Origin of the sequence: Isoptericola cucumis (assembly GCF_014635665.1) — a bacterium.
In the GTDB taxonomy this organism is placed as follows: Bacteria; Actinomycetota; Actinomycetes; order Actinomycetales; family Cellulomonadaceae; genus Isoptericola; species Isoptericola cucumis.
This window is the reverse complement of sequence record NZ_BMDG01000002.1, coordinates 432,645-450,972: the sequence shown is the minus strand read 5'-3', so window position 1 is coordinate 450,972 and position 18,328 is coordinate 432,645. Positions and strand designations below refer to the sequence as shown.

The window sequence follows — 18,328 nt, the reverse complement described above, 5'->3', positions numbered from 1 at the left end:
TTCACCCGGCCGGCGCCGCCTTACGGCCGGATTTCATCCGCCCCGGACGGTCCGCGGGGCGCACGGCCGACCTAGCGTGAGGTCGCATGAAGGTCATCGAGACAACCATCCCCGGGCTCCTCGTCTTCGAGCCGACACCCCACCGCGACGAGCGCGGGTACTTCTCCCGCACGTTCGACGTCGCCGTCATGGCCGACGCCGGGATCGACCCGGCCGGCTTCAAGCAGGAGAACCAGTCGCGGTCCTACCAGGGCGTCGTGCGCGGCCTGCACGGCCGGTCGAACGCGGGCGAGGCCAAGCTGGTGCGGTGCGCGCACGGCGCCGTGCTCGACGTCGCGATCGACGCCCGGCCGGACTCCCCCACGTTCGGGCGCATGGAGACGTTCCTGCTCGACGACCAGCTCTGCCGGCAGGTGTACATCCCGCGCGGGTTCCTGCACGGGTACCAGGCGCTGACGTCACAGACGGACTTCGTCTACCGGATGGACGACTTCTACGGCCCGGACGAGGACGTCACCGTCAGCTTCGACGACCCCGACCTCGCCGTGCCGTGGCCCGCTCCGATCACGATCGTCAGCGAGCGCGACCGGCACGCCCTGTCGTGGGCCGAGTACAAGGCGAGCCTGGGTCGTTGACCCCCCTGAGGGCCCAGGCACGACGACCGTCCGGCTCCGGTCTCGGAGCCGGACCGCTGTCGTCCGGGGCCGGACGGCTCAGAGCGGCGCGACCTCCCGCGGCATCGGGTCCAGCACGACCCACCGGCCGCCGGCCGCCTCGACCTGGGGCAGCGCACGCCGCACCTCGTCCAGCAGGTCGGGGACGAAGAGCAGCACCCGGTCGGGGCGCAGGGCCACGAGGTCGTCCGGCGACACGATCGGGATCCGGTTGCCCGGCATCGTGCGGCCGTGCTTGGCCGTGGAGGCGTCGGCGACCGCGACGACCTGCGTCGCCTCGATGCCCGACGCCCGCAGCAGCGCGGACGTGCGGGACGCCGCGCCGTAGCCGGCCACGCGCAGCCCGCGGTCCGTCGCGTCGCGCAGGTAGGCCCCGATGGCGGCCACGGACTCGCGCAGCGCGGTGTCCAGGCTCCCGACCGACCGGGCGTCCAGGATCCCCTCGGCCGTCTCGCGCTCCACCATCGCGGTCACGTCGGGCGTCTGCCCGCCCCACCGCGAGCCCTCCTTGGCGAACGCCAGCATGATCGTGCCGCCGTACAGGGGGTACTCCCAGGCGCCGACGGCGGTGAGGCCCACCTCCGCGCCCATGCGCACCAGCGCGGGCGTCGAGTAGTAGGCGAAGTGGCCGTGCCGCAGCGCGTTCCAGATCCCGCCCCGCACGATGGCGGCGAGCGTGTGGTACTGCATGAGCAGCACGCCGTCGTCCGCGAGCCGGTCGCGGCGCTCGAGCAGCGCGGCCCGCTGGTCGGCGTCGTGCATCATCCCGAAGATGTCGACGATCAGCTCGGCGGGCCCCTCGGAGACCTCGACCATGTCGCGCCGCGCCAGCTGGTCCACCCACGTGCCGCCGTGCGGGCTCGGGTACTCCAGCACGCGGGCGCCCCGGCGCACGAAGCCGGCGGCCTCCGCCTGGTCGACGGCGGCCTCCGCCTGCGCCACGAGCGCGGCGGGCTCGACGCCGCGGGGCTCCTGCGGCGTCGTGGGGTCCGTCTCGATCTGCGCCAGCCCGGTCGACGTGCCGAGCACCATGCGCAGCGGGTGCTCCGGGTCGGGGGTCGGGTCGGACGGCTCGGGGAACAGGTCGGCGGGCGGCTGCATCCCCAGGTCGAGGACGACGACGCCCTCGGCCGTCGCGTCCCAGCGGTCACGCCAGGCGGGGTCGACGGGTGCCGCGGACGGCCCCGCCACGGGGGTGGGGGTCGAGATGTCGGTCATGGTGTCCCTCTCAGAGTCTTCCGGCTCGGGTCTTGGCTCGGGTCTCCGGCTCAGGTCTCCGGCTCAGAGCTGCGGCTCAGCGGAGCCGGAGCGTGGCGATGTCGAGACGGCCGTCGGCGGCGAGCCGGTTGATGCGCGCGAGCCGCACGAAGCGCTCGCCCTCGAACTGCTCGGCGGTCAGGTTCCGGTCCGCGGCGTCCTTCCAGATCTCCCGGATGCCGTCGGGGATGGTCCAGCTCGGCGCGGCGGCCGGCAGCGTCGCGCGGATCTTGGTGAAGTCGACGCGGTAGTTGCGGGAGTCGGCGCCGGCGCCCTCGGCGAAGGTCACGGGCGCGCCCGTGATCTCGCTGACCTGCTCGGCGATGGTGCGGATCTGCACGACGTCCTCGTCGCGCCCCACGTTGAACGCCTGGTCGTGCACGACCTCGCGCGGCGCCTCGAGCCCCGCGAGGAAGGCGCGGGCGATGTCCTCGACGTGCACGAGCGGGCGCCAGGGGCTCCCGTCCGACTGGAGCCGCACCTGCCCGCGCGTGTAGGCGGTCCCGGTGAGGCTGTTGACGACGATGTCCGCCCGCAGGCGCGGCGACGAGCCGTACGCGGTGGCGTTGCGCAGGAACGTGGGCGAGAAGCCGTCGTCCGCCAGGGCGGAGATCCCGCGCTCGGCCACGACCTTCGACTCCCCGTACGGGGTGACGGGGTTGAACCCCGAGCTCTCGTCCACCGGGGCGTCGCCGGCGGCCCCGTACAGGGAGCAGGACGAGGAGAACAGGAACCGGGGCACCCCCGCGGCCCGCGCGGTCCGCGCCATGTGCACGGCGCCGTCCGCGTTCACGGAGAAGGTGGCCTGCGGGTTCAGGTGCCCGAGGGGGTCGTTCGAGATGGCCGCGAGGTGCACGACGGCGTCGAAGCCCGCCAGGTCCTCGGGCCGCGCGTCCCGGACGTCGCCGGTGCGCTGCTCGTAGCCGGTCACCGGCGGGCCGAAGTCGCACCCGTCGTACCAGCCGACGTCCAGGCCGACCACCTCGTGGCCGGCCGCCTGCAGGAACGGGACCAGCACGGCCCCGACATAGCCTCGGTCGCCGTCGACAAGCACTCGCATGGTCCGCTCCCCGTCATCGTTGGTCCGGCCGGTCGTCGGCCCGGAGTCCCGGCCGTCGAACCCGCCCGGTTCGGCCCTCTCGACGCTAACCAGCGCCGGTCGGGAGCCGTAGACGCAGCGTGGGTGAAAAGCCCGTCCGCCCGGGTGATTGCTGCTCCGGGACATTCCCGTGGGGCGCCCCACCGACCACGATCGAGGCCATGAGAGTCCTGCGCGTCTCGCACAGCGCCGTCGTGGACGCGTGGCGCGAGCGCGAGCGCGAGCTGCGTGCGCTGGGCCACGACGTGCGCACGTTGTCCGCGCGGGCGTGGGACGAGGGCGGGCGGCGCGTGCCCCTCGAGCCGCGCCCTGGCGAGCCGGTGCGCGGCGTGCGCACGCTCGGCACGCACCCCGCGCTGTTCGTCTACTCCCCCGGCCCGCTGTGGCGGGCGCTGGGCGAGCGCTGGGACGTGCTGGACGTGCACGAGGAGCCGTTCGCGCTGGCCACGGCCGAGGTGCTGGTGCTGCGGCGGCTGCGTGCCCTGACCGGCCGCCGTCCGGCGCCACCGGTCGTGCTGTACTCGGCGCAGAACCTCGACAAGCGCTACCCGTGGCCGTTCCGCCGGCTCGAGCGGCGCGCGCTGCGCACGGCCGCGGGCATCCACGTCTGCAACGACCGGGCGGGCCAGATCCTGCGGCGCAAGGGCGCGCGCGGCGTCGTGACGACCGTCCCGCTGGGCGTGGACCTCGCCGACCTGCACCCCGGCGAGCCGCGATCCCGGGCGGCCGGCGACCCGGTCCGCGTGGGCTACGCCGGCCGGCTCGCGCCGCACAAGGGCGTCACGGTCCTGCTCGAGGCCGTGGCGGGCGACGACCGGCTGCACCTCGACGTCGCCGGCGACGGGCCCGACCGCGCCGCCGTCGAGCGGGCGGCCCACGGTGCGCGGGTCCGGCTCCACGGCGCGCTGTCGGGGCCCGGCCTGGCGGACTTCTACCGGTCCCTCGACGTCCTCGCCGTGCCGTCCCTCGACACCCCCGGGTGGGTCGAGCAGTTCGGGCGCGTCGCCGTCGAGGCGATGGCGTGCGGCGTCCCCGTCGTCGCGTCCGACTCCGGCGCGCTGCCCGACGTCGTCGGCGGGGCCGGGATCCTCGTGCCGCCCGGCGACGCCGCCGCCCTGCGCGACGCGCTGCTGCGGGTCGGCACCGAGCCGGGTCTGGCCCGGCGGCTGCGGGAGGCGGGGGCGCAGCGCGCCGCGTCGTGCTCGTGGGCGCAGGTGGCGCGGCAGCAGGACGCCCTCTACCGCGCCGTCGTCGCCGGGACGGCCTCGCCGGCCGAGGGCGTCGCCCCGCCCGAGGTGGTCGTCGTCGCGTACGGCTCCCCCGACCTGCTGCGCGCCGCGCTGGAGCCGCTGGCGGGCACGTACCTCCTGACGGTGGTGGACAACTCCTCGCTGCCGCGGGTCCGCGAGATCACGGAGCTCGCCGGCGGGCGCTACCTCGACCCGGGCCGCAACGGCGGCTTCGCCGCGGGCGTCAACCACGCGCTCGCGCACCGCCAGGCGCCCGGGGCGGACGTGCTGCTGCTCAACCCCGACGCCGTCGTCGCCCCGGAGGACGTGCTCGCGCTCCAGCGTGCGCTGCACGCCGCGCCGGGCACGGCGAGCGTCGGACCGCGCCAGGTCGACGAGCACGGGGTGCCCGCCCGCGTCGCCTGGCCGTTCCCGAGCCCGGCCGGGTCCTGGCTCGAGGCCGTCGGCCTGGGCCGGCTGCGCCGCACCCCCGCCGGCCGGTCGTTCGTCGTCGGCTCCGTGCTGCTGCTGCGCGCCGAGGCCCTGGCCGAGGTGGGCGGGCTCGACGAGCGCTTCTTCCTCTACGCGGAGGAGACCGACTGGGCGTACCGGGCGGTACGGGCCGGCTGGCGGCACGCGGTCGTCGACGGGGTGCGGGCCACGCACGTCGGCGGCGCCACGAGCAGCGACCCCGCGGCCCGCGAGGCCTTCTTCCACGCCTCCCAGGAGCGCTACCTCCGCAAGCACCACGGCACGGCCGGCTGGGCCGTCGCCCGGGGCGCGGTCGTGGCCGGGTCCGCGGTGCGCGCACTCGTCCTGCCGGGCGACCGGGCGCGCGAGGCGCGCCGGCGGCTGCGGCTGTACCTGCGGGGACCCGTGCGCGCCGAGGCGGGGACCGCGTGAGCGCCGCCCGGCTGCGCGCCGCCTCCGGCCGGTTCACGGTCGCCATGGTCGTCGGCATCCTGCTGCTCGCGACCGGCTTCCTCGTGCCGGTCGAGCCGCGGCTCGCGATGGCGGTCGCGGGCGGGCTGCTGCTGCTCGGGCTCACCGCGCTGCGGGCCGAGGCGCTGCCGCTGGCGAGCATGGCGACGCTGGTGGTGATCGAGCGCGTCGGCGGCGACTCGCTCAACCTCTCCGCGAGCGACGCGGTGCTCTTCGTCGCGTTCTGGGCGGCGGTCGTCCTCGCGCCCCGGCCGTTCTCCCCGCCCCTGCGGGCGCTCCTGTGGCTGACGGTCGTCTACCAGGTGGCGGCGCTCTTCACCGTGATCGCCAACCCGTACACCGCCAACGCCGTCGAGTGGGTGCACGGCTGGCTCCTCACCGGCGGCGCGCTCGTCGTCGGCTGGGCCGTCGGCCGCTCCGGCCGCGCCTCCGCCGGGCTGGCGCTGTTCGTGGGCGGGTCCTGCGCCATCGCCGCCCTCACGGTGCTCTCGGCGGCGGTCGCGTGGGCGAGCACCGGCGAGCTCGGCCCCGTCTACCTGGACCAGCCGTGGGGGATGCACAAGAACTTCATCGGCTGCGTGCTCGGCTTCGCCGCCGTCGTCGTGTACGCGCGCCCGTCGTGGCTGGCGTGGCCGCGGTCCGTCACCTGGGCCGCGTTCTGGCTCTGCACCGCCGGGGTCGTCGCCTCCCAGGCCCGCCAGGCCCTCGTCGGGCTGGGGGTCGCGGTCGTCGTCCTGGCGCTGCGGCCCGAGCCCGGCCGCCGCCGCAACCTCGTCGTGCTGCTGGCGGTCGTGCCCGCGATGGTGGCCGTCGTGTCGATGGTGCGCGAGCAGCTCGAGTCGGGCAACGAGTTCAACTCCGCGTACACCCGCCTCACCTGGTACCAGCAGGCGGTCGAGGTCTGGCAGTCCAGCCCCTGGGTCGGGATCGGGCTGCGGTGGTGGACGGCGGGGCGCTCCGAGTACGAGTTCCAGCCGCCCAACGCCGAGCTGGAGGTGCTCACCTCCACCGGGGTCGTGGGACTGGTCGGGTTCCTCGTGATGATGCTCGGCTCGGTCGTCGTGCTGTGGCGGGTCGACCGCCGGTTCGGCACGCTGGCGGCCGCCCTCGTGCTCAGCCGGTTCGTGCAGGCCCAGTTCGACCTGTTCTGGGTGTCCGTGCAGGTCTCGGTGCCCTTCGTGCTCGCCGGCGTGATCCTGGGCGCACGGGCGTGGGAGGAGGCCCGGGCGGCACCCCCGCCCACGCCCGCCGACCCCGAACCGGTCGTCCCCGAACCGGTCGTCCCCGAACCGGTCGTCCCCGAACCGGCCGGGCCGCCGCCCCGCACGGCGCCGACCGAGGTGCCGGCATGAGGGTGCTCCACGTCGTCGTGACCGACGCGTTCGCCGGGGTCGAGCAGCACGTCGCGCGCCTCGCCCAGGCGCAGGCCGCCCACGGCCACACGGTGACCGTGCTCGGCGGCGACGCGCGCGGCACGGCCCGGCTCGCCCCGCACGTCCGGCACGAGCCGGCGGCCTCGCTGCGGGCGGCGGCGGCCGCGGTCCGCCGCCACGCCCGTGGCGCCGACGTCGTGCACGTGCACATGACGGCGGCCGAGCTGGCCGCCGCGCTCGGCCTCGCCGGGCTGCGCGCCGCACCGCCGGTCGTCACGACCCGGCACTTCGCCGCGCACCGCGGGTCGGGACCGCTGGGGCCGGCGGTCGCCCGCGTCGCGGCCCGCCGGGTGCGCGCGCAGGTCGCGATCTCGCGGTTCGTCGCCGAGCACGTGGAGGGCGACAGCACGGTCGTCCCGCCCGGGCTCGACGACGCCGGCACCCCGCCCGACGCCGGCGCGCGGTCGCGCGTGGTCCTGGTCGTCCAGCGGCTGGAGGCCGAGAAGGACACCGCCACCGCCCTGCGCGCCTTCGCCGGCTCCGGCCTCGCCGCCGGCGGGTGGGTGCTGCGGGTGGCGGGCGACGGCGCGCAGCGCGACGCCCTCGGGCGCCTCGCCGCCGACCTCGGCCTCGCCCGGTCGGCCGAGCTCCTGGGCCGGCGCGACGACGTCGCGGACCTCATGCGCGACGCGACGGTGCTCGTCGCCCCGTGCCCGCGCGAGGGCCTCGGGCTGAGCGTGCTCGAGGCGATGCGGGCCGGGCTGCCCGTCGTCGCGTCGGCGGCTGGCGGGCACCTGGAGACCGCCGGCGCGGTGCCCGGGGCGCCGCTGTTCGCGCCCGGCGACCACGCCGCGGCGGCCCGCCTGCTGTTCGAGGTCGCGACCGACGCCGCGGCACGGCGCCGCCTCGCGGCCGGCGGGCGCGCCGTCGTGCGGCGCGCCACGCCGCAGGCCCAGGTCGCCGCGACCGACGCCGTCTACCGCGGCGTGCTCCCCGCCGCCGGCCGCCGTGTCGGCGGCGCGCCGGGCGGGCGCTCCGCCGCCGACGCCGGGGTGACGACGTGAGCCCCGCCGGGCGGCCGGCCCGCGCCGGCCGGGATCTCGTCGTCGTGTCCCTGGAGGCGTGGGACGAGGTCTGGCGCCGCAACCAGTACCTCGTGTCCGGGCTGCTGGACCGCGACCCGGCGCTGCGGGTGCTCTTCGTCGAGCCGCCCGCCGACCCCGCCTTCGCGGCCCGCCGCGGCCGGCCGCCCCGCCCCGGGCGCGGGCTGCGGCGCGGCCCGGGCGACGACGGGCGCGCGGGGCGGCTCTGGCTGCACGAGCCGACCAAGCTGTGGCCGCGCCGCCTCGACCGGCGGGCGGACGACCGCCTGGCCGGGTCGGTGCGCCGGGCCGCGACGCGCGCGGGCATCGCCGACCCGGTGCTGTGGGTCAACGACCCGGCGGCCGCCGGCCTGCTCGCCGCCACCGGCTGGCCCGCCCTCTACGACGTCACGGACGACTGGCTGCTGGCCCCCCGCGGCCCCGCCGAGCACGCCCGCCTCACCGCGGCCGAGGCCGTGCTGCTCGACGCCTGCGCGGAGGTCGTCGTGTGCTCGCCGACCCTGGCCCGGTCGAAGGGGGCCGCCCGGCCCGTCACGCTCGTGACCAACGGCGTCGACGTCGCCCGGTACCGCCGGCCCCGGCCCCGCCCGGACGACCTGCCCGCCGGACCCGTGGCGCTCTACCTCGGCACCGTCCACCCCGACCGGTTCGACGTCGGCCTCGCGCTGCGCACGGCGCGCGCGACCGCGGGCGCCGGGACGCTCGTGCTGGCCGGGCCCGTGGTCGACCTGGACCGGTCCGCGACGGCCGCGCTGGAGCAGGCCGGCGTGCGGCTGCTGGGGGCGCGCCACCGCGACGACGTGCCGGCCTACCTGCAGCACGCGGACGTGCTCGTCGTGCCGCACGTCGTGTCGCCGTTCACCGAGAGCCTCGACCCGATCAAGCTCTACGAGTACCGGGCCGTGGGGCGGCCCGTGGTCTCCACCCCGGTCGCGGGGTTCCGCGACGCCGCCGGGCCGGGCGTCGTGGTCGCCGCGGCCGACGCGTTCCCGGCGGCGGTGCGCGACGCGTTGACCCGGAGCGACGGCTCCGGGCGTGCCGGCAGCCCCGACGCCGGCGCCGATGCCGGCCCCGCGGCCGGGATCCCCACCTGGGCCGGCCAGGCGGCGCTCATGGGCGACGTCGTCGACCGCGTCGCGCGGCGTCCCGCCAGGCTGCGCTGACGACCCGCGCCGTCCCGGCCACGCCGAACCGCTCGGCCACGACGCGGCGCGCCCGGTCGGCGCGGCGCGCCGCGGCGGGCAGGTCGTCGAGGACGGCGACGATCGCGTCGGCGAGCGCCGCCACGTCGCCCGGGGGCACCAGCGCCCCGAGCGCGTGCGGCCCGCGGCCGACGATCTCCGGGACGCCGCCGGCGTCGGTCGCGACGACGGGCACGCCGCGCGCGAGCGCCTCGACGACCACCTGCCCGAACGGCTCCGGGACCGGCGAGGCGTGCACGCACACCGCCATCGCGTCGAGCTCGGCCCGTGTGTCCGGCACGGTGCCCGGCCAGGCGAAGCGCTCGGCCACCCCGAGCCGCTCCGCCTCGGCGCGCACGCGGGCGAGGTGGTCCGCCGCGCCGAACATCGGCCCGCCCACGACCCGGAACCGGGCCCCGGGGTGGCGCTCCAGCACCCGGGGCGCCGCCCGGACCAGCTCGAGCTGCCCCTTCGTGGGGCTCACCCGCCCGACGATGCCCACCACCGGCGCCCCGGCCCGCGGCGGGACGGGCAGCGACGGGGCGATCGCCTGGTCCGGGTCCAGGCCCGGGTAGGCGACGACGGCGGCACGCCCCAGCGTCGCGGCGGTGGCCCGCGAGTTGGCGATCACCGCGCGCGGCAGCCGCCCCACGGCCCGCACGAGGAGCACCGCCGGCCACGGCAGGTAGTCGGGGGCCACCCGGTCGTGGGCGTACCAGACGACGCGGCGGCGCGCCGCGAGCGCCGGCACCGTCGCCAGCAGGTGCGCCTTGAGCGACGTCGTGTGCACGACGTCGATGTCCGCGCGGCGCAGCGCCCGCCAGAGCGCCACCTGCGTGCGTGCCACGCCCCGCAGCCGGCGCAGGGCCCCGCCGCCGGACAGCCCGTACCGGGAGGCGGTGACGACGTCGCGGGCTACGGCCAGCACGTCGACCGGGACGCCGACGGCCTCGAGCCGGTCGACCAGCGGCCCGTCGGACAGCAGCAGCGCCCGGACCTCCAGGTCGTCCGCGGTCGTCACGAGCTCCCGGCACAGCCGCAGCAGCGCCAGCTCGGCGCCGCCCGGCTCGGCCGTGTGGTCGACGACGAGCACCCGCAGCGGCGGCCGTGTCGGCGCCGGCCGCGTCGGCGGCGGCCGTGTCGGCGCCGGCCGCGTCAGCGGCCCACGGGCCACGGCTGCTCGGTGTCGTCGGACCGCGCGCCCGCGGCGGCGGCGTCCGAGCCGTCGTCCCCCGGCCGGGGCTCCTCGTCCGGGTCGAGCGCCGCGCCCGCGGTGTCGTCCGCCGGATCGGGGCTCCCGTCCACGGTGCGGTCGATGCCGTAGGTCGAGGCGTAGAGCATCCGCCGGTCGCCCTTGACGCCGGCGAGGGCGACGCCGACGAGCGGCACGTGGTTGATGCGCAGCCGGTCGGCGGCCTCCCGCAGCACCTCCCGGGCCGTCTTGCCCGCCGTCGCGACGAGCACGACGCCGTCGGCGTACCCGCCGAGGATCGTCGCGTCGGCGGCCGCGAGCACCGGGGGCGCGTCGATGACCACCACCGCCGCCTCCCGGCGCAGCCGCTCCACCACCGCGCGCACCTGCGTCGTGGCCAGGTAGTCGGCCGGGTCCATGGTGTTGTCCTGGATCGTCATCACGCGCAGGTTCGGCACGCGCGTGGGCCGCAGCCCGCCGTCCTCGGCGTCGTCGCCGGCCCGCTCGCCGTCGTCGTGGCCGCCGGCCGGCAGCAGCTCCGACAGCTCGGCGCGGCGCAGGTCGCCCGCGAGGACGACGGTGGGCCGGCCGCTGAGGGCGAACGAGGCGGCGAGGTTCGCCGCGATGAACGCCCGCGGCGCGTGGGGGTCCGACGCCGTCACGACGACGACCTTGTGCGGCTCGTCGCCCAGCGACACGCGCACCGCCGTGCGCAGCTCGCGGATCGACTCGGTGAACGGCGTCGCGTGCCGGCTCGTCACCGGGAGCTTGGCGCTGCGGCGGAACTCGCGGTCCGCGGCCGGCACGCCGTACAGGTCGGCGAGCACGGGGGCGGCCGCGATCTCTGCCGTGTCCCCCGGCGTGCGCACGGTGACGTCCAGCCCGCGGCGCGCGAGCGCCAGGCCGATGCCGGCCACGAGCCCGGCGAGCGCCGCCAGCGCCAGCAGCACGGTCGGCGGCAGCCCCACGCGCTCGCCCGGGGGCGCCGCCTCCAGGACCACCGCCGGCTTGCCGATCGACGTCAACGCGCTGCGCTGCGTCACCAGGCCCTGGTACTGCTCGACGATCGACGTGCGCTCCGCCGTCGCCAGGGGGTCGTTCCTGCTCTCGCGGAGCACCGCCTGCACGTCGCCGAGCTGGTCGCGCAGCGCGTCCGCCCGGGCGTCGAGCGCGGCGACGTCGGCCTCGAGGACGGCCGGGAGGGCGGCCACGTAGGCCGCGGCGACGGCGTCGGCGCGTGCGGCCGCCGCCGCCGGGTCGGCACCCTGCACCGTCACGGACATCGTCGCCGCCTCGGGCACGAAGCTCACCTCGGTGACCCCGCCGAGCGTCGCGGCCGAGGTGCCGTCGCCCAGGGCGTGGGCCGCGGCGCCCAGCACCTCCGGGCTGCTGACGAGCTCGGGGTCGGCGTCCACCGTGACGACCTCGCTCTCGCCCTCGGAGCCGACCGCCGGCGAGGACCGGATCTGCACGGTGGCGGTGGACTCGTAGACGGGCACCGCCCGCTGCAGGTACACCGCGGTGCCCGCCACGACGACCAGCACCGCCGCGACGATCAGGTACTTGCCCGCCCACAGCGTCCGGAGGAAGTCTCTGACGGTCATGCGTCCCCCTCGGTGACGGCGGCGGCCGGCGCCGCGCCCGGTGCCTGCGCGTCGACGACGGCCCGCAGCCGCGCCGCGAACCGCTCGACGCCGAACCGCGCGGCGTGCGACTCGAGCTTCTCCGCGTCCCACGACCGGGAGACCGCCTCCTCGACGGCGCGCGCGACGTCGTCGGCCTGCGGACGGTCGAAGAACACGCCGGTGACGCCGTCGACGACGGTGTCGAGGTAGCCGCCGTCGCGCAGCACCACGGCGGGGCGCCCGAACGCGGCCGCCTCGAGCGGCGACAGCCCGTAGTCCTCGTACGACGCGGCGACCAGCGCCGACGCGTGGCGGTACACCCATCGCAGGTGCGCGTCGTCGACGCGGCCGAGCAGCCGCACCGGCGCCCCGTCGGCGAGCGCGGCCAGGCGGGCGCGGTCCGGTCCGTCGCCCACCACGACCAGCTCACGGCCCGTCGCGCGGGCGGCCCGGACCACGACGTCGACGTTCTTGTACGGCAGCAGCCGAGCCACGCACAGCAGGAAGCCGGGCTCGAGCCCGTCGACCGGGCGCTCCTCGCCGCCGGGCAGCATCGCCGGGGGCGGGGGCAGCACCTCCGCGTCGATGCCGTAGGCGTCGCGCACGGCCGCCCGGGTGACGCTGGAGTTCGCGAGGTACACGTCGGCGCCGGCCGCCGCCGCCGCGTCCCAGCGGCGCAGCGACGGGGACAGGGCGCCGAGAGCCGCGGCGGCCAGGGCGCGGCGGCCCCGGTGCGCGGCGCTCCCGGCCGCCGGGCCCAGATAGCGGTCGCGCTGGTAGAGCCAGCGCGCGGGTGCGTGGCAGTACACGACGGTGCGCCCGGCGCCCCGGTAGCCGTGCGCCCAGCCCGTGGAGCTGGCGAGCAGCACGTCCGCCTCGACGACGGTCCGGCCGACGGCGCCCGCGAGGAACGGCAGCGCGAGCCGGTGGTGGCGTCGCAGCACCCCGTACCTGTCGAGGCCCGACGTGCGCACGTCCAGCTCCGCGAACTGCGGGAAGGTGCCGGCCGGGTCGTGGAGCGCGGTGTACATCGGCGCCCCGGGGAACGCGTCGGCCATCATGAGCGCGACGCGCTCGGCGCCCCCGCGCTGGGTCGCGTAGTCGTGTGCGAGCGCCACCGTGGACCCCATGGTTCCTCCTCGTGCGGACGTCGGCACCGCCCGTCGAGCGTAAGGAGACCGGGGCACGGATGGGGCTCGTCAGGGGTCATTCCACCCGGGTGAAAGGCCTCGTCGCCTCCCCCGTGGCGCGTCGTGGGACGCGCGCCTCAGACCTTGGAGTGGAACCTGCCCTGGGCCGCGAGGAGCCCCTCGACGAGCACCATCTCGACGGCGTCGGCGGCGTCGTCCACGAGGATGGGCAGGTCCTTGCGCTCGGTGGCCGAGAAGTCCTTGAGCACGTGGTCCGCGGTGTCCATGCGCCCCGGCGGCCGGCCGACGCCGACGCGCACCCGCACGTAGTCCTTGGTGCCGAGCGCCTTGGTGATGTCCCGCAGGCCGTTGTGGCCGCCCTCGCCGCCGCCGGTCTTGAGCTTGATCGTGTCGAACGGGATGTCGACCTCGTCGTGCACGACGAGCACGTGGTCGGCGTCGATGCCGTAGTACCTCGCCAGCCCGGACACCGGGCCGCCCGAGACGTTCATGTACGTCGAGGGCTTGGCCAGCACGACCCGCGGGCCGGGGGCACCGCCGGGCAGCACGCCGAGGCGGGCCTCGGCGACGGCCGCCTGGGCACGCGGGTGCCGGGCGAAGCGGGCGCCGGCGCGCTCGGCGAGCAGGTCGAGCACCATCTGCCCGACGTTGTGCCGGTTGCCCGCGTACTTCGGGCCGGGGTTGCCCAGCCCGACCACGAGCCACGGGGTGTCGGTCATCTGCGGTGCGTTCCTCTCGGTGCGCTCACGGGAGCGGGCGCGCGAAGGGCGCCCGGACCAGACGGTACCGGGCGCCCTCGGCGTGGTGCGGGTGTCAGCCCTCGGTGGACTCGGCGGCGGCCTCGGTGGTCTCCTCGGCGGCGGCCTCCGCGCCCTCCTCGGCCTCCTCGTCCTCGGCGGCGGCCTCGGCGCGCGGCTCGGACACGGCGACGACGGCGGCCTCCGGGTCGGTCAGCAGCACGACGCCCGACGGCAGCTCGACCTCGCCGGCGGTGACGTGCGAGCCGGCCTCGAGGCCCTCGATCGACACGTCGACCGACTCGGGCAGGTGGGTGGCCTCGGCCTCGACGGACAGCGTCTGCGCCTCGACGAAGTGGATGGTGCCGGGGGCGGACTCGCCCACGACGTTCACGTTGATGTCGACGACGATCTTCTCGCCGCGGCGCACCAGCAGCAGGTCGACGTGCTCGATGATGCTGTTGACCGGGGTGCGCTGCACGTCCTTCGCGACGGCGAGCTGCGACTTCCCGTCGAGCTCGATCGAGAACAGGACGTTCGACTGGCGCATCGCAAGCATGGTCGCGTGGCCCGGGAGGGTGATGTGGACCGGGTCGGTGCCGTGACCGTAGAGGACGGCGGGGATCTTGTTCTCCCGGCGGATGCGGCGGGCTGCGCCCTTGCCGAACTCGGTGCGGGCCTCGGCGGCGAGCTTGATCTCGGACACGTGGATCACTCCTGGAAGGTCTGTGCGTGCCGACGGCCAGTGGGAGCCGTCGGCTGGTCCTCGAGGTGTGGGGAGATGCCCCGCGGACCGGCAGCTGCGTCGGCGTGGGACACATGACGGACGCGGTCGAAGGACGCGCCGCGATAATCCGCGCGCAAGCGCGGTGCACCGAGGCCGCCCAGTCGATCACGGAAATCCGACGGATCCTGCTCTGAGGGTGCGACCTGGTCGCTGCAGGAACTGCATGGACCGGCGCCCGTCAGACGTCCCTCGCCGAGGCAACCGGACGAGTATAGCCTCCATCGGCGGCGTGCTACAGCCCGGGCCGGGCCCTGCTCGGCGTCGGCTCCGTCACGTCCGCCCCCTGGCGCGGCCGGTAGACCACCTGCGACTGGAAGACGAACCGCACGACGAACGCGACGAGGATCAGCACGGCCTGCACGAGCTCCGGGTGCGGCACGGCCCGCTCGACGATCCACCACAGCAGCAGCGTGCGCACCGCGGCCTCGGTCCCGTTGAACGCGAACGACCGGGCGAACCGGCCGGCGACGGAGTACGCGCCGTCGCGCAGGTCGGCGAAGACGAACCGCTCCTGCAGCAGGAAGTTGAGCACGATCGTCACCGCGTTGGCCGTGATCACGGCGGGCAGGTAGTGCGCGCCCAGCCCCTGCAGCCCGGCGAGGATCGCGAGGTTGAGCACCGCGCCGAGGGCCCCGATGACCGCGAACGGGGACATCCGCCCGAAGCGCAGCGACGTCAGCTGCTGCACGTACCGCATGCCGTTGGCGACGGTCGCCTTGGACCGCCCGGCGAACCGCTCGCCGAAGACGAACGGCACCTCCACGACGCGCAGGCGCTGCCGGGCCAGGATCTCCAGCAGGATCTTGAAGCCGCGCGGGTGCAGGGCCGCCACGTCCACGGCACCGGGGCGCAGCAGGAAGAAGCCCGTCATCGGGTCGGAGACGTCACGCAGCTTGACGGGGAACATCGACCGCGCGAGCAGGCCCGACGCCTTCGACACCAGCCGGCGCCACCACCCGTCGAGGCCGCCCGCGTCCCCGCGGCCCGTGTAGCGGGACGCCACGACGACGTCCGCGCCGGTCTCGTGCGCGGTCGTCAGCAGCACGGGGACCATCTCGGGCGGGTGCTGCAGGTCGCCGTCCATCACGACCACACGCGCCCCGGCCGCGGCCTCCAGACCGGCGACCACCGCCCCCGACAGCCCGCCGGTCGGCCGCTCGCGGTGGATCGTGCGCACCGGCAGCGGCGCCTGCGCGGCGACGCCGGCGATCACCGCCGGGGTGTCGTCCGTCGAGTCGTCGACGAAGAGCACCTCGGCGCCGCCGGGCACCACGTCGTCGTCGAGAGCCGCCGCCAACCGGCGGACCAGCTCCGCGACGTTCGGCCCCTCGTTGTACGTGGGGACCACCACGGTCACATCCACTCCGGGCCTCCTTCGCCCGGACAGCCTACGGCCCCCGAGGGGGCGCAGGCTGCCCGGGCGGCCCGGCACAGCGGGAGGCCGGCCGGACGGCGGTCAGCGGGCGCGGTCGGAGACGACCAGCTCGCGCACCTTCACCCAGCGCGAGCCGGGGTTCGGGTCCGTCACGACCAGGCGCACGTGCCGCGCCTGCACCGGCTCGTCCAGCGTGAGCTCCACCACCGGGGTGTCGTGGAACTCGCCGAGGGACGTCCACGTCTCGCCGTCGGCCGACGCCTCGACGCGGCCGTGGTAGATCATGTCGCCGGCCCGCGTGTCGTTGTCGGCCATGTGCACCGCGACGTACCGGACGGCGGCCTCCGCGTCGAGGTCGACCCGGACCTCGTCGCCCACCTCCGGGGCCCGCGACGACCAGAACAGCGTCGAGTCGTCGCCGTCGAGCATGTTCGCCGGCCCGTAGCCCTGGTACTGGGGCATGGTCGAGCTCGCCGTGCCGGGCAGGGTCGGGACCGGGCACGACGGGTCGTCGGCGACGGCCTCGCAGAACACGCGGAACGCGCGGGCCGAGAACTCGGTGAACCGCTCGTCCCCGACGCTCGGGACGATCTGGTCCTCGCGGTAGACGCCGTCGGAGCCCTGGTCGTCCACGGTCGGGCGGCCGGCGAGCTCGAGGTGCTCGCGCGCCGTCGCCCCCTGCGCGGACGCCTCCTCGACGTCGCCATCCTCGAGCGCGGCCAGCATCCGCGTCTCGGCCAGCATCGCGCTCGCCCAGTGCGAGGCGGCGTCGACCCACGGGCGCGCGTCGGCGTAGAAGCCCGGCTCCGCCATCGGGGCGAGGGTCTCCGGGAGCGCCTCGATCGCCGTCAGCCGCTCGGTGAGCGCGGCGCGCCCGGCGTCGTCCCCGCTCTCGTACGCCGCCCAGAAGGCCTCGGCGTCCGCGGTGAACGCGGGGGCCTGGACCGTCGCCGACCGGTACGGCCAGAGCTGGTTGAGGTCGGTGAACACCTCGAGCGCCGCCCGCACGCCCGCGTCCGGCCCGGCGAGGTCGTCGAGGGCATGGGCGTGGGACGCCTGCGGGTCGTAGGCGGGCGGGTTCCAGGTGTAGTCGCCGTAGTCGGCGAGCGCGGGCATCGACGCGTACGGCTGGATCATCGGGTTGGACGTGAACCCGGCGAGGTGCTCGTGCAGGTCGGTGTCCCGGCCGGTGAGCGGGTTGAGGAACAGCCGGTCCCGGCGCCCGTCGTTCACGGGGAAGTTGTCCCAGACGAACAGGTGGTCGGTGCGATACGTCTGCGACGCGCGCTGCACCGACTCGCTCGTGACGGTGTCGGAGAAGACGCCCTCCCCCGTCCACTGCACCCGCACGTCGTCGTCGAGCCCGTCGCCGAACCGGCCCTTGTACGGGTCCTCGGCGCTGCCCGCGTAGTTCGTCGGGACGGTCTGCAGCGGCTCCAGCCCGTTCGGCTCGACGTACTCGCGCTGGATCCGGTTGAGGTAGTGCGTCTGCGCGTCGGCGAGGTAGCCCCAGTTCGGCGCGGTGAACCGCTCCTTGTCGGCGTCGCAGTGCAGCTCGAGCGGGATGTCGTCGAGGGCGACGTAGAAGCTCGTGACGCCGAGCTCGCGGAGCTGGTCGAACTTGGCGACGGTCGCGTCGAAGTCCTCCTGGGAGGAGTAGCAGACGTCGTTGCCGGGCGAGAGCGCGAACGTGAACTTCACGTGGTTCCGGTTCGCCGTCTCGACGAGCTCGCGCAGCCGGTCGAGCTCCTCGCCCTCGTAGAGGTCGCGCCACTCGAACCGCAGCTTGCGGTCGTCCTTCGGCGTGTAGACGTAGGCGTTCATCTTGTGCTCGCCGTAGAACTCGAGCTGGTCCAGCCGGGCCTCGTGCGACCAGGGGATCCCGTAGAAGCCCTCGATCGCCCCGCGGATCTCCATCAGCGGCCAGTCGTGCACCTCGAGGCCGGGCACCTCGCCGTCGTCGCCCACGACCTGGCGGAGCGTCTGGGCGGCGTAGAACGCGCCCGTGTCGTCGCGGCCCTCGAGCACGAGGACGGGGCCGCGGTCGCGGCCGGTCGCCAGCACGTAGCCGTCGGCCGGGAGTTCGGTGGCCGGCTCGACGCCGAGCCGGTCCCGCACGCCGGCGAGCGCGGGGTTGTCCGTCGCGGTGCCGAGGTAGACGCGCTTGCCGCCGACGCCGTCCTGCGCGGCCGCGTCGCCGCCCTCCACCACGCTGACCTGCACCTTCGCGCCGGCCGAGGCGAGCACCTCGCGGGTCGCGGCGACGGCGGAGCCGTCCGTGCCCGGGCCGACGACGAGCGTGACCCGCCCGGACAGGTCGACGCCGTCGGGGTGGGTGCTCATCTGCTGCGGCGTGGGGAACACGGCGGGCGGTGGAGCCGCCTGCTCGGCGTCGGCGGCCTGGGCGCCGGAGGCCGCCACGAGGCCGGCCGCGGCGACGAGGACGGCGGTGGTGGCGGCGACGGCCCCGGCGGCCCCGCGGGCACGGGAACGCCCGGGCGCCGCGGTGCGGCGGGCGTGGGGGCGGGCATCTGGTGTGGTCATCGTTCCTCGTCTCTGAGTGGCGAATCGACATCCTGAACCTGACAGGTTCTGATGCATCT

At 76.2% G+C, this 18,328-nt stretch carries 14 protein-coding genes; 5 read left to right on the top strand and 9 right to left on the bottom strand.

The annotated features are described in order from the left end of the window. The first annotated feature begins 86 nt into the window (after window positions 1–86). A complete protein-coding gene (gene rfbC, locus IEW03_RS04195; RefSeq protein ID WP_188522380.1) occupies window positions 87–635 on the top strand; it encodes a dTDP-4-dehydrorhamnose 3,5-epimerase in 549 nt (182 codons plus the stop codon). 78 nt (window positions 636–713) lie between these two features. Here rfbC and IEW03_RS04190 read toward each other — a convergent pair whose 3' ends face one another. Both IEW03_RS04190 and IEW03_RS04185 read right to left on the bottom strand, forming a co-directional pair. Then, window positions 714–1,892 carry a class I SAM-dependent methyltransferase gene (locus IEW03_RS04190; protein ID WP_188522379.1) on the bottom strand — a complete coding sequence of 393 codons (1,179 nt, stop codon included), beginning with the start codon at window positions 1,890–1,892 and terminating at the stop codon, window positions 714–716. Window positions 1,893–1,968: 76 nt separating this feature from the next. Next, a complete protein-coding gene (locus tag IEW03_RS04185; protein ID WP_188522378.1) occupies window positions 1,969–2,991 on the bottom strand; it encodes an NAD-dependent epimerase/dehydratase family protein in 1,023 nt (340 codons plus the stop codon). 200 nt (window positions 2,992–3,191) lie between these two features. Between IEW03_RS04185 and IEW03_RS04180 the strand changes: the two genes are divergently transcribed. Genes IEW03_RS04180 through IEW03_RS04165 form a run of 4 tightly spaced genes read left to right on the top strand, consistent with a single transcriptional unit; the run spans window position 3,192 to window position 8,840 of the window. Next, entirely contained in the window at window positions 3,192–5,162 is a 1,971-nt protein-coding gene (locus tag IEW03_RS04180) for a glycosyltransferase (RefSeq protein WP_188522377.1), read from the top strand. Next, window positions 5,159–6,553: an O-antigen ligase family protein gene (locus IEW03_RS04175; RefSeq protein WP_188522376.1), complete on the top strand. Its 1,395-nt coding sequence runs from the start codon at window positions 5,159–5,161 to the stop codon at window positions 6,551–6,553. Before IEW03_RS04180 ends, IEW03_RS04175 begins: the two co-directional genes overlap by 4 nt. After that, window positions 6,550–7,638 carry a glycosyltransferase family 4 protein gene (locus IEW03_RS04170; RefSeq protein ID WP_188522375.1) on the top strand — a complete coding sequence of 363 codons (1,089 nt, stop codon included), beginning with the start codon at window positions 6,550–6,552 and terminating at the stop codon, window positions 7,636–7,638. Before IEW03_RS04175 ends, IEW03_RS04170 begins: the two co-directional genes overlap by 4 nt. Beyond that, complete coding sequence (locus IEW03_RS04165) at window positions 7,635–8,840, top strand: glycosyltransferase (protein ID WP_188522374.1); 1,206 nt, start codon at window positions 7,635–7,637, stop codon at window positions 8,838–8,840. Before IEW03_RS04170 ends, IEW03_RS04165 begins: the two co-directional genes overlap by 4 nt. Here IEW03_RS04165 and IEW03_RS04160 read toward each other — a convergent pair. From IEW03_RS04160 to IEW03_RS04130, 7 genes are all read right to left on the bottom strand, one after another. Next, window positions 8,788–9,951, bottom strand: coding sequence for a glycosyltransferase (locus tag IEW03_RS04160; protein WP_188522373.1), 1,164 nt, complete (start codon window positions 9,949–9,951; stop codon window positions 8,788–8,790). The two genes, IEW03_RS04165 and IEW03_RS04160, sit on opposite strands and share 53 nt — an antisense overlap. Before the next feature lie 62 nt (window positions 9,952–10,013). Continuing rightward, window positions 10,014–11,654 (bottom strand): polysaccharide biosynthesis tyrosine autokinase, encoded by a 1,641-nt coding sequence (locus IEW03_RS04155; protein WP_188522372.1) that lies wholly within the window; start codon window positions 11,652–11,654, stop codon window positions 10,014–10,016. Next, on the bottom strand, window positions 11,651–12,805 hold the full coding sequence (locus tag IEW03_RS04150) for a glycosyltransferase (protein WP_188522371.1): 1,155 nt from the start codon (window positions 12,803–12,805) through the stop codon (window positions 11,651–11,653). Before IEW03_RS04150 ends, IEW03_RS04155 begins: the two co-directional genes overlap by 4 nt. Window positions 12,806–12,942: 137 nt before the next feature. Continuing rightward, window positions 12,943–13,545, bottom strand: a complete 603-nt coding sequence (gene pth, locus IEW03_RS04145) for an aminoacyl-tRNA hydrolase (RefSeq protein ID WP_188522370.1) — start codon at window positions 13,543–13,545, stop codon at window positions 12,943–12,945. A 94-nt stretch (window positions 13,546–13,639) separates the two neighbouring features. After that, the gene (locus tag IEW03_RS04140) at window positions 13,640–14,269 is read right to left on the bottom strand and encodes a 50S ribosomal protein L25/general stress protein Ctc (RefSeq protein ID WP_188522369.1); all 630 of its coding nucleotides are present in this window, start codon (window positions 14,267–14,269) and stop codon (window positions 13,640–13,642) included. 313 nt (window positions 14,270–14,582) lie between these two features. Then, window positions 14,583–15,713: a glycosyltransferase gene (locus tag IEW03_RS04135; RefSeq protein WP_188522368.1), complete on the bottom strand. Its 1,131-nt coding sequence runs from the start codon at window positions 15,711–15,713 to the stop codon at window positions 14,583–14,585. Window positions 15,714–15,806: 93 nt separating this feature from the next. Beyond that, window positions 15,807–18,269: a glycoside hydrolase family 84 protein gene (locus IEW03_RS04130; protein WP_188522367.1), complete on the bottom strand. Its 2,463-nt coding sequence runs from the start codon at window positions 18,267–18,269 to the stop codon at window positions 15,807–15,809. Between the last annotated feature and the right edge of the window lie 59 nt (window positions 18,270–18,328).

What these genes read in the sequence shown, in the direction of transcription:
- IEW03_RS04170 (WP_188522375.1), top strand. Translation starts at nt 6,550, where the DNA reads ATGAGGGTGCTCCACGTCGTCGTGACCGACGCGTTCGCCGGGGTCGAG.
- IEW03_RS04180 (WP_188522377.1), top strand. Translation starts at nt 3,192, where the DNA reads ATGAGAGTCCTGCGCGTCTCGCACAGCGCCGTCGTGGACGCGTGGCGC.
- IEW03_RS04185 (WP_188522378.1), bottom strand. Translation starts at nt 2,991, where the DNA reads ATGCGAGTGCTTGTCGACGGCGACCGAGGCTATGTCGGGGCCGTGCTG.
- IEW03_RS04190 (WP_188522379.1), bottom strand. Translation starts at nt 1,892, where the DNA reads ATGACCGACATCTCGACCCCCACCCCCGTGGCGGGGCCGTCCGCGGCA.
- IEW03_RS04150 (WP_188522371.1), bottom strand. Translation starts at nt 12,805, where the DNA reads ATGGGGTCCACGGTGGCGCTCGCACACGACTACGCGACCCAGCGCGGG.
- pth (WP_188522370.1), bottom strand. Translation starts at nt 13,545, where the DNA reads ATGACCGACACCCCGTGGCTCGTGGTCGGGCTGGGCAACCCCGGCCCG.
- rfbC (WP_188522380.1), top strand. Translation starts at nt 87, where the DNA reads ATGAAGGTCATCGAGACAACCATCCCCGGGCTCCTCGTCTTCGAGCCG.
- IEW03_RS04130 (WP_188522367.1), bottom strand. Translation starts at nt 18,269, where the DNA reads ATGACCACACCAGATGCCCGCCCCCACGCCCGCCGCACCGCGGCGCCC.
- IEW03_RS04155 (WP_188522372.1), bottom strand. Translation starts at nt 11,654, where the DNA reads ATGACCGTCAGAGACTTCCTCCGGACGCTGTGGGCGGGCAAGTACCTG.